Source organism: Streptomyces cinereospinus (genome assembly GCF_042430725.1).
In the GTDB taxonomy this organism is placed as follows: Bacteria; Actinomycetota; Actinomycetes; order Streptomycetales; family Streptomycetaceae; genus Streptomyces; species Streptomyces cinereospinus.
This window is the reverse complement of record NZ_JBHMCY010000028.1, coordinates 79,713-89,432: the sequence shown is the minus strand read 5'-3', so window position 1 is coordinate 89,432 and position 9,720 is coordinate 79,713. Positions and strand designations below refer to the sequence as shown.

Here is a 9,720-nt window from a genome sequence, read left to right as displayed (position 1 = left end):
ACATCAGCGCGGCGCTGAGGGGCGTCGGCACCATCGACATCCCCACCCTCCCGGAGAACGCGATCACCCTGCCCGAGGGCGCGGTCCGCCTGCCCGGAGGCACGGTGCGGCTGCCCGAGGGCGCGGCGATCCCGGCGGGCGGCATCCGCGTCCCCGAAGGCGGTGCGGTCACCCTGCCCGAGGGCACCCCGCTCCCGGCGGGCGCGGTCGACCTGGGCAACGGCGCGGTCAGACTCCCCGAGGGCACCCCGGTCCCGGTGGGCGCGGTCGAGCTGCCCGAGGGCACGGTCAAACTCCCCGACAACACCCCCGTCCTGCCGGAAGGCACGATCAAGCTCCCCACCGAGGACGGCGCCCCGGCCCGGTACTACGACCCGGACGGCAACATCCTCGACGAGGGCGGCAACATCGTCCAGAAGTCCGACGACGGCCCCGGTGACGTCGTGGACCAGCCCGGCGTCCCCCGCGACGGCGCGGACGTCCCCCGCACGGACTCCCCGGTCCGCGAACCGGCCCTGGCCGGCGCCGCGGCCCACACCGCCGACAACGCCGGCCGGCACATCCGCCTCGGCAACGCCCTCGACGACCTCGGCGACGTGGGTCGCGTCGGCGACGACGCCCCGGCCACCCGCGCCGTCAACGCGGGCGCCGACGTACCCGGCACAGGCCTGGGCAACCACCTCGCCGACGGCACGGCGGACAACCTCCCCCGCGGCGGGATGGGCGACAACACGCCGACCAACAGCGTCGACAATGTGACACCCGGCACCGGCACGGGCAGCAACCTGCCGGGGGCCCCGGGCCATCACATCCCGTCCAACAGCCTGGACAACGCCACGCCCGGCGTCGCGGATGGGCTGCGCCCCGGTGGCTCCGGCGGTCCTGTCTCCCCCGGCGCCCTGGACGACCTGGCCGCGCGATTCGGCGACGATTCCCTCGGCAACGTCGGCCACGTCGGCGACGACTTGGGCGACGTCGGCCGGGCCGGCGACGAGGCGGACATACCCGGGAACCAGGCGGACGAGGGGACGGGGACCAGCACCAGCCCGGAGCGGCCGCTCACCCCTGAGCAGCGGCAGCAGATCATGGAAGAACAGATCTGGAAGGCCAACAACGACCCCGACTGGTTCAAGCGTTACTACCGCACCGACGGCCACCGCTTGGACGTCAGGGTCAAGGAGAACGGTGTCGAGCTGCCGATCCTGGCCAAGGACCGGAACGGCAACTGGATCTCCAAGCACGCGCTGCCGTCGGGTCCGTCCGAGATCAGGCTGCATCCGTCCACCCTCGACCGCGGCTCGGTCAGCGCCGAGCACATCGACCACCTCGACCAGGTGGCCAAGGACCGCAGGGTGGGCGTGGACCTCACCAACGCGGAGCGGGCCTTCGAGACGAACCCGTCTCCCACCACGAGGCAGGCCCTTGAGAACGCGCAGGAGGCGTACGGCAAGCAGCTCGGTGACACGCCCAACAACAGTTCACTCTCCGAGCAGCTCGGTGAAGACGCTGCCAAGTACCACGTGATCCCGGAGAAATTCCCGGGCGCCGAACCGATACAGCTCCCGAGGACGCCCAACGGCGCGAACATGTTCGACCAGCTGTACGAACTGCCGGACGGCAGCTACCTCGTCGTCGAGGCGAAGGCACCGAAAAGCGACCTGCTCTGGCGCCAGGGCGCCGGTGACGCGAGCGGCATGATGGTCAAGCAGGGCACCAAAGAATACGTCCAGACGATCATCGCCGAGATGCAGAGCCGTGCCGCACGCTCGCCCGAGGACGGCCAGATGGCACTCAAACTGATGAAGGCCCTGAAGAACGAGAAGTTGCAGTACGTCATGGTGAAGGCCAGCGAAAACCCAGGCTCCTACGCTGGTGCCACGCTGGAGCACTTCGAGATCTACTAGAGGAGAGGGCAAGTGGTCACGAGTATTCCTCGCCATGACTACCCCACGGACCATGCTGCTGAGGGCCTCGCCGTGCTCGATGAGACCGCTGTCTGGGTACTCGGCGAACTCGGAGAGCCGGACGGCGTCGGCCGGGCCCAGGCGCTGAGCACCACGCTGACCCTCGCGAAGTCCCACTGCGCGATCGACCCGGAGGCGGTGAAGTTCGAGACCTGGGAGGCATGGGTCACGGCGATGCAGACCGGGTCGGCGCTGTTCGCGGCGGCGAGTGCGGCGGAAGGCAACACCGTCACCGTCCGGATCAAGGAACAGGAGCGCACACTCCCCGCGCTCCGCCCGGAGTCACCGCTCAATGCGGGCGCATGGGTCACCTCCTTCTACCTGGCGATGATCTGCCGCGAGAATGAGCGCCTGACGATGCTCGCTCAGGTGCCCGTCTCGCTCCTGCGCGACTCCGGTGCGGTCTTCGACGAGTACGTCTACTCCTGGGTCGAGGCCCTGCAGAGCTTCTGGTCCGGGCGGCAGGACGTGGGCGACAAGCTCGTCGCCGCCGTCGACGGGGCCGGTCCGCAGGCGGTCAGGTACGCCGACGCGGACCTGGTGTCGAAGATCATGTATCCGTCGATGATGCTCCTGTACCGCGCCATTCGCCGCGACCCGTCAGAGTTCAACAAGGCACTGGCCGACGCGTTGCGCGCACACAAGGCCTACTGGACCGCGGACGAGGACCGAGCCCTGAGCAGCGACGGGTTGGTCGCCCTCGGCCCGCTGGCCATGGCCTGCCTCGCCCGTGACCAGGGCATCCCCGTGGAGGTCGAGTCCAACTACCTGCCCAAGGCGCTCCTGGACTACAGCTGGGCCGGCGAGATCGAGTACTGACCTCCGCACGGCACGGTTGAGGGTGCGGGCCGACGGCAGGCGCCGGCCCGCAGCTTCGGGCTCTGATCAGGCTCAGCAACGCCTCCGCCGGATCCGCGACGCCTTTCTCGGCGTCGGGCAGCGGCAGGCTGCGGGACTGGCGGCCTCGCTCGGGCTGGCACCGGAGCGGTACGCGCAGGATCCTCTGCTTCTCCTGCCCGGCCTGCAGAGCTACGTCGACCGGCTGCCCCTGGGCGAGTTCGAGCAGTCGGACTGGATCGGGCTGCACACGGACCTGACGTCGTTCCTCGGAGACCTGCTCGTGCGTCGGCACGGAGCACGGTGGGCGCAGGTCGCCGATTCCACTTCGCCGGCCGGTCACCGTTACCTCGTGGAAGCGAAAGGCCTGGACGGCAAGCAATATCGCGTTGAGCCCTATGACGTGGTGATGGAGGAATTCGAGAATCTTCCGATCGAGATCGGCCGGATGATCGCGAACGCCGAAGCAGTGCTGAAGTTGCTCCCGGTGGTGGACTCGGAATCTCTCGGCGGCGTTTCACTGGAGGATCTTATGGGCGAATCCGGAGATTCCCGCCAAGATTAGTTCGTCAGTGGCTGGGAAACGGACGGGTCGGCTGCGCGCAGGTGCACCCTGACCAGCGTCCCCGCCCTGTTGACGAAGAGTTCAGGGATGTCGTCCTCGTGGAACCTCACCTGCCCGATGACGCCCTCGGTCTTCGCGTTGAAGGCGAGCATCTCCACCAGGGCGTCCAGTTCAGGGAGGAACTCCGCGTGGATCTCCTGCCGCGCCGTCAGGGACCACTGGCCGTGGCCTTGGAGAAGCTCCGCCGTCAGGACTCCCCCGATACGCACCGCCGGGCCCCGGCCCGCCAGCAGGGCGACGAAGTCCGGCACATCCTCCACCGCTCCGCTGCCGTCATCCGCGTCATCGAGCCCGAGATGCCGACGCAGGTGGTCGAGAACGGCACGGGGTACGGTGGGCGTCAGGTCGAGGGCCAGGTCCACGGCGAACACGTCACTCATGTGCGGTAAGTCTAGAATTGGGTCCCCCCCATGAGGTTCCACGGGGGACAGCGGTCGGAGAGATCCCGGTCGGCGTAGAGCCGGACTACTGCCCCAACACCTCGTCCAGCCCGGTTGGCTGGGCGGGTTCGAGGTCCGAGGCCCGTCGAGGAGAGAGTGCCAGGGGTCATCACCGTTCCACGCCACGAGTACTCAACCGACGACGCCGTCGAGGGTCCTGCGGCGCTGAGCGAGGTCGCGGAATGGGTACTCGGTCAATTCGGTGACGGCGGCGGGACCCGTCGCCGGTGACCTCCCCGTGGGCGAGCTGCGGTCGCGGCTGCTGCACGCCGACACCGTCCTGGCCGGCGGACGCCAGGCGCTGACCGGCGGGCCGTTCGACCCGCTCGACGCCCTGCGCCGGATCGTGCGGGCCGTGCGGGACTCGGTCAGGGAGCATGTGAAGGTCTAGCCCAAGGAGAGCAAGTGGTCACCCCCGTTCTTCGGCATGAGTTCCGCACAGACAACGCGGCGGAACTGATGGCGCCGATCATCAAGGGCACGGAAGATGTCCTCGATCACATCGCGACATCGGAGGACGACCGTTACGACGCTCTGACGAGCACGCTCACCCTCGCGAAATGGCACTGCCTGACGGATCCGGCTGCGGGGGAGTTCCCGACCTGGGAAGCCTGGGTCACCGCCATGCAGGTCGGGTGCGGCCTGTTCGCCGCCGGAGTTGCCGAGGGAGGTCCCGTGCCCTGCCGCGTCGGCAGCAGGGGCGAAGTGAAGCAGCTTCCCGCGACCGGGCCGCAGGACTACCTGCATGCCGGGAACTGGGTCACCTCCTTCTACCTGGCGGTGATCTGTCGCGAGAACGATCGGATCAACCAGTTGGCCCAGGTACCCGTCTCGTTCCTCCGCGCATCCGGCGCGGAATTCGACGAGTACATCTATGCCTGGGTGGAAACCCTGCGGAACATGTGGTTCGGTCGGCAGGAGATCTGGGACACACTGGTCACCGCCGTCAACGGCACGGCTCCCGAAGCGGCACCCATCGCCGGCGAAGAGCTGATGCTGAAAGTCCTGTATCCGCCTGTCGAACTGCTCCACCGCTATCTGCGCCGAGAGACCGAGCAGTTCAATGCGGCCCTCGTCGACGCCCTCACCTGGCACAAGGAGTACTGGACGGCCAACGAGGCCCGCTCGCTGAGCGGCGAGGGCCTCGTGGCGCTTGGCCCCCTCGCCATCGCATGCATGGCCTTCGACGCCGACATGCCCGTCGAGGTCGAGTCCGAGTACATTCCGCGGGCTCTCCTCAGGCGGTCCTGGGTCGGCGAGTACGACACCTGATCCCAGTCGGTGACATCGCGCGGTCCCGCTGCGCGGTCGACCCGGAACCGGTGAAATCCGAGAGCCTGGAAGGACCGCGACCGAGGACAGGACCTCGAGCAGCGAAGGGCTATCTCGGCGCGGCACGGTTGAGGGTGCGGGCCGGTGGCGGGCGCCGGCCCGCACCCTCGGGCTCAGAACAGGCTCAGCAACGCCTCCGCCGGGTCCGCGACGCCGTTTTCCCCGTCCGGCAGCGGCAGTTCGAACCACACCGTCTTGCCTCGGTGGGTGCGGCGGGAGCCCCACGCGGCCGAGAGGAGGCCGACCAGCTGGAGGCCCCGGCCGCCCTCGTCGGTGTCGCGGGCGCGGCGGCGGCGCGGCTGCACCAGCCCGGAGTCCCACACCTCGCACACCAGGGTGCGGTCCAGCAGCAGCCGCAGCCGGATCTCGCCCTCGCCGTACCGCAGCGCGTTGGTGACCAGTTCGCTGACCAGCAGTTCCGTCGTGTCGACCAGCGGCTCCAGGTCCCAGCCGAGCAGCTGGCCGCGCGCGTACTCACGGGCCCGGCCCACGCTGCGCGGCTCGCGCGGCAGCGTCCAGTCGCCCACCGACTCGGCGGGCAGACCCTGGACGCGGGCCATGAGCAGGGCGATGTCGTCCTCACCGTGGTGGCTGTCCAGGGTGTTGAGGACCTGGTCGCAGACGTCCTCCAGGGGGCGGGCCGGGTCGGTGAGCGCCCCGACGAAGGCTTGCAGGCCCTCGTCCAGCGGGTGGTCGCGCGATTCGACCAGTCCGTCCGTGTAGAGGGCGAGCAGCGCGCCCTCGGGGAGTTCGACCTCGACCTCCTCGAAGGGTTCACCGCCCACGCCGAGCGGCAGGCCGGGCGGCACGTCGAGCATCAGCGCCGGCTCCCCGGGTTCGACCAGGACCGGCGGGAGGTGGCCGGCGTTGGCGAAGGTGCACCGGCGGGTGACGGAGTCGTAGACCGCGTACACGCAGGTCGCCAGGTACACCTCGGACAGGTCCGCCTCGCGGGGGCGGCGGGCGGCGCGGGTGGCCTGCTGGATGCCGCCGGGGGTGCCGAGGCCGCGGGCGATCTCGTCCAGATGGGAGAGCACCTCGGCCGGTTCCAGGTCGAGCTGGGCCAGGGTGCGCACGGCCGTGCGGAGTTCACCCATGGCGACCGCGGCGCGCAGGCCGCGGCCCATCACGTCGCCGACCACCAGGGCCGTGCGGTGACCGGGCAGTTCGATGACGTCGAACCAGTCGCCGCCGACCTCGCTGGGGCGGCCGGTGGAGGCGTTCCCGGGCAGGTAGCGGCAGGCGATGTCGAGCCCGGAGGCGACCGGGTCGCCGGGCGGCAGCAGGGACCGTTGCAGTATCAACGCCCGTTCGTGCTCCCGGCGGTACAGGCGCGCGTTGTCGATGCAGACCGCGGCCCGCGCGGCCAGCTCCACCGCGAGCGCCCGGTCCCGGTCGCCGAACGGCTCGCTGCCCTTGGTCCGCGAGAACTGCGCGAGGCCCACGACCGTGTCGTGCGCCACCATCGGCACGGCGAGCGTGGACTGGACGAGGCCGCCGTCCTCGGCGGGCACGATCCGCGGGCGGGCCGTGCGCAGGGCGTCGGCACAGGGCGAGTTGAAGGGGTAGTGGTGGACCGCGCCGACCGTCACCGGTGTGCCGGTGCCGGCGAGGGGCGCGCCGGAGACGGCGCTGGCGAAGGCGACGCGGCGCAGTTCGGCGCTGCCGTCGGCGAGGCCCTGCGGGGTCTGGTCGCCGGCCAGCAGGCCCTGGTAGAGGTCGACGGTGGCCAGGTCGCAGAAGCCGGGCACGACGACGTCGAGGAGTTCGCGGGCGGTGGTCTCCAGGTCCAGGGAGTTGCCGATGCGCGCGCCGGCCTCGTTGAGGAGGGCGAGGTTGCGCCGGGCGGCGGCGGCCTCGCGGGCGGCGGCGCGGCGGGAGGTGATGTCGGTTCCCAGCCAGGCGACGCCGATGGGCCGGCCGGTTCCGCTGTGCACCCGGTAGAGGTTGACCGACCAGTGCCGGCGCTCCTCGGAGTCGGGCACGAAGCCCGTGACGTGCATGTCCGTGATGCTCTCGCCGGTCTCCAGGACCCTGCGCAGGGTCGCGGAGACCCGCTCGGCCTCGCCGCGCGGCAGATAGTCGTGGACCCCGCGGCCGCGGTGCTCGTCGGGCGCGCCGCCGAAGACCGAGGCGAACCGCTGGTTGGCGCGGCGCACCCGCAGATCGGCGTCGATCAGCAGGAACCCGAACGGGGACTGACCGAAGATCGCCTGCGAGGCGGCGAGGTCGGTCTCGATACGGCGCAGCACCCGCACGTCGACCACGATGCAGACGGCGGCCTTCTCGCCGCTCTCGGCGCGGGTCGGCATGACGTAGACCTCGGCGAGCCCGGTGCCGCCGCGCCCGCCGTCGACCGGGTCGGTCAGCCGGAAGGGGACCACGCCGGTCCACTCCCGCCCGTCCAGGATCTCGGCCATCTTCCGCTGCCCGCGCTCGCGCAGGTCGGCGGGGACGAGCACCTCGATGGGGTCCATGCCGAGGGCGCGTTCGGCCGGGATCCCGAAGACGCTCTCGGCGCGCAGGCTCCACTGGTCGACCAGTCCGTCGGGGCCGATGGAGAACGACGCGACCTTGATGTGGTCGTAGATCGAGCCGGGTGGACTGCTCTGCCACAGGGCGTCCGGAGGCGGCGGCTGCGCGGAGGCGCCCGCGGCCCCCGCCCTGGCGCCGCCCGACGGATCCTCGGACTCCGTGGCCTTCGCTGGTATCTCGCCCACGCGAACCGTCCCCTCCAGCTCACCGCGTCCGGCACCGGTCACCGGGGGCGGCTGCCCGCAGTATCCGGCATTACGGCGCCGCACAACACGGTGTTCACGATCACAGCACGGTCCAGGCGCTTTTCGGACCCAGCCGCGACAACACTTCCAGTCTTCTAACCAGGGGACACACCGTCGAATCACACCTTCGGGCAACGGCTTCCGGGCGGCGGGCGTCCCTGGGCCGCGGGACGGCCGCCGCAAGCGGCGCGCGAGCCGCCGTCAGCCCGGTACGGCGAGTTCGAACCACACCGTCTTGCCGTCCTCCCCGGGCCGGGTTCCCCAGCGGCGCGAGGAGGACGCCACCAGTTGCAGCCCGCGGCCGCTCTCGTCCTCGGGGCGGGCGGCGCGTTCGCGGGGCGGGTCCGGGAGCGGATCGGAGACCTCCACGAGCAGCACGCCGGACAGCGCGACGGGGCGCACCAGACGTACTCCGATGGGGCCCGTGGCGTGCCGCAGCGCGTTCGTCACCAGTTCGCTGACCAGCAGGGCGGCGATGTCGCTGACGCTGTCGAGCGCCCAGCCGTGCAACTGGCGCCGGACGACGGAACGCGCGGTGCGCACGGCTCCGGGATCGGCGGGGAAGGTCCATTCGACGCGGTCGCCTTCGGTGTCGAGCACGCCGATCACTTCCCAGGACAGTGAACCCACCCATGTCCGGTTTCGTGGGGTTAATGGGCACATACCCGGTATCCAGGGGGCAGTACCGCGGGGCAGGGCGGACTGTGGCACGAACGGCGTACCGTCCGCCCCCGCGTCAGTCCCCCGCCCCCGCGTCAGTCCCCCGCCTCCGCGTCAGTCCCCGGCCCCCGCGTCGGCCCCGGTGCCGGTGTCGCACATCCGCGCCACCTCGCGCACCGCCGGCACGTCCTGCTCCAGCCACTGCACGCTCCAGAGCGTCCCGGCCGTGAGCCAGCGCAGTTCGTCGTGGTCCTGGAGCGCCTTCGGCTCGGGCGAGCCGGCCCGCAGCCGCGCGGTCCACACGCGCAGTACGTACGGCGCCCTGAGCGGCCACTCCCCCGGCACCCGCCGCACGGCCTCCGCCTCGACGCCGAGTTCCTCGCGCAACTCCCGCACCAGCGCCGCCTCGGGCGTCTCGCCCGGTTCCACCTTGCCGCCGGGCAGCTCCCAGCGGCCGGCCAGTTCGGGGGGCGCGCTGCGGCGCGCGGCGAGCAGCCGGCCGCCGTCGAGCAGGGCGGCGCCCACCACCACGATCCGTTCCGTCATGCGCCGGAGCCTACGGGAGCGCCCAGGCGGTGCCGCTCACGCCTGGTCCTCCGCGCCCTGCCCGATGCGCTCGACCCAATAGAGCTGCTGGTGCCCCCGGCTGTCCAGGCTGTCCGCGATCTTCTGCGCCTCGGACCGGGTCGCGTACCGGCCCACGCGGTAGCGATTGCCGTTGTCGTCCTGGCGTATGACCAGCCACGGAAGGGTCACCGTGCTGTCGTTCATCGCGCTCCTCCGCTTCCCGCCCTCGGCCCGCGCGCCCCGCCCGCTAAGGAAACCGCGATCCGCATATGCCCGAGCCTACGCCTTACCTTCACGGAGCGAATACGGCTTTTCACGAAGAGGTACGCAACAAGCCAGCACCAGGGGGCGCACGGCACCGAACGCGCCGTGCGTGGACCTCGGCGCATCCGGTCGGCGGCATACCCGGCACGCCCGGGGTCACCTGCGAGAACGTCCGGATTCCACCGGCGCGGGACGGGGCTCCCGGCAGGTCTGTGCCGGGAGCAACTGCCGCAGGGGCGTGCGCTCCTTCA

General features: G+C 71.0%; 9 protein-coding genes and 1 pseudogene. 5 read left to right on the top strand and 5 right to left on the bottom strand.

Annotation, left to right across the window (positions count from 1 at the left end):
- The 3 genes and pseudogenes from ACFF45_RS16720 to ACFF45_RS16710 form a co-directional block, all read left to right on the top strand.
- Positions 1-1,904: pseudogene (locus ACFF45_RS16720) on the top strand (hypothetical protein); the annotation flags it as partial.
- Positions 1,905-1,976: 72 nt separating this feature from the next.
- On the top strand, positions 1,977-2,783 hold the full coding sequence (locus ACFF45_RS16715; RefSeq protein WP_381346837.1) for an immunity 49 family protein: 807 nt from the start codon (positions 1,977-1,979) through the stop codon (positions 2,781-2,783).
- Between the two features lie 22 nt (positions 2,784-2,805).
- Positions 2,806-3,366: a hypothetical protein gene (locus ACFF45_RS16710; RefSeq protein WP_381346836.1), complete on the top strand. Its 561-nt coding sequence runs from the start codon at positions 2,806-2,808 to the stop codon at positions 3,364-3,366.
- Here the strand turns inward: ACFF45_RS16710 and ACFF45_RS16705 are convergent.
- Complete coding sequence (locus tag ACFF45_RS16705) at positions 3,363-3,806, bottom strand: hypothetical protein (RefSeq protein WP_381346835.1); 444 nt, start codon at positions 3,804-3,806, stop codon at positions 3,363-3,365. The genes ACFF45_RS16710 and ACFF45_RS16705 overlap by 4 nt on opposite strands.
- Positions 3,807-4,068: 262 nt before the next feature.
- On the opposite strand from ACFF45_RS16705, the gene ACFF45_RS16700 reads away from it, so the two are divergent.
- Together ACFF45_RS16700 and ACFF45_RS16695 are read left to right on the top strand one after the other, a co-directional pair.
- The gene (locus ACFF45_RS16700; protein WP_381346834.1) at positions 4,069-4,257 is read left to right on the top strand and encodes a hypothetical protein; all 189 of its coding nucleotides are present in this window, start codon (positions 4,069-4,071) and stop codon (positions 4,255-4,257) included.
- Between the two features lie 14 nt (positions 4,258-4,271).
- Entirely contained in the window at positions 4,272-5,138 is an 867-nt protein-coding gene (locus ACFF45_RS16695; protein ID WP_381346833.1) for an immunity 49 family protein, read from the top strand.
- A gap of 173 nt (positions 5,139-5,311) precedes the next feature.
- Here ACFF45_RS16695 and ACFF45_RS16690 read toward each other — a convergent pair whose 3' ends face one another.
- From ACFF45_RS16690 to ACFF45_RS16675, 4 genes are all read right to left on the bottom strand, one after another.
- Positions 5,312-7,918, bottom strand: a complete 2,607-nt coding sequence (locus ACFF45_RS16690) for a SpoIIE family protein phosphatase (RefSeq protein ID WP_381346832.1) — start codon at positions 7,916-7,918, stop codon at positions 5,312-5,314.
- 261 nt (positions 7,919-8,179) lie between these two features.
- The gene (locus tag ACFF45_RS16685; RefSeq protein ID WP_381346831.1) at positions 8,180-8,608 is read right to left on the bottom strand and encodes an ATP-binding protein; all 429 of its coding nucleotides are present in this window, start codon (positions 8,606-8,608) and stop codon (positions 8,180-8,182) included.
- Positions 8,609-8,752: 144 nt separating this feature from the next.
- Positions 8,753-9,184 carry a (deoxy)nucleoside triphosphate pyrophosphohydrolase gene (locus ACFF45_RS16680; protein ID WP_381346830.1) on the bottom strand — a complete coding sequence of 144 codons (432 nt, stop codon included), beginning with the start codon at positions 9,182-9,184 and terminating at the stop codon, positions 8,753-8,755.
- Between the two features lie 36 nt (positions 9,185-9,220).
- Entirely contained in the window at positions 9,221-9,409 is a 189-nt protein-coding gene (locus ACFF45_RS16675) for an SPOR domain-containing protein (protein WP_381346829.1), read from the bottom strand.
- Positions 9,410-9,720: the final 311 nt, after the last annotated feature.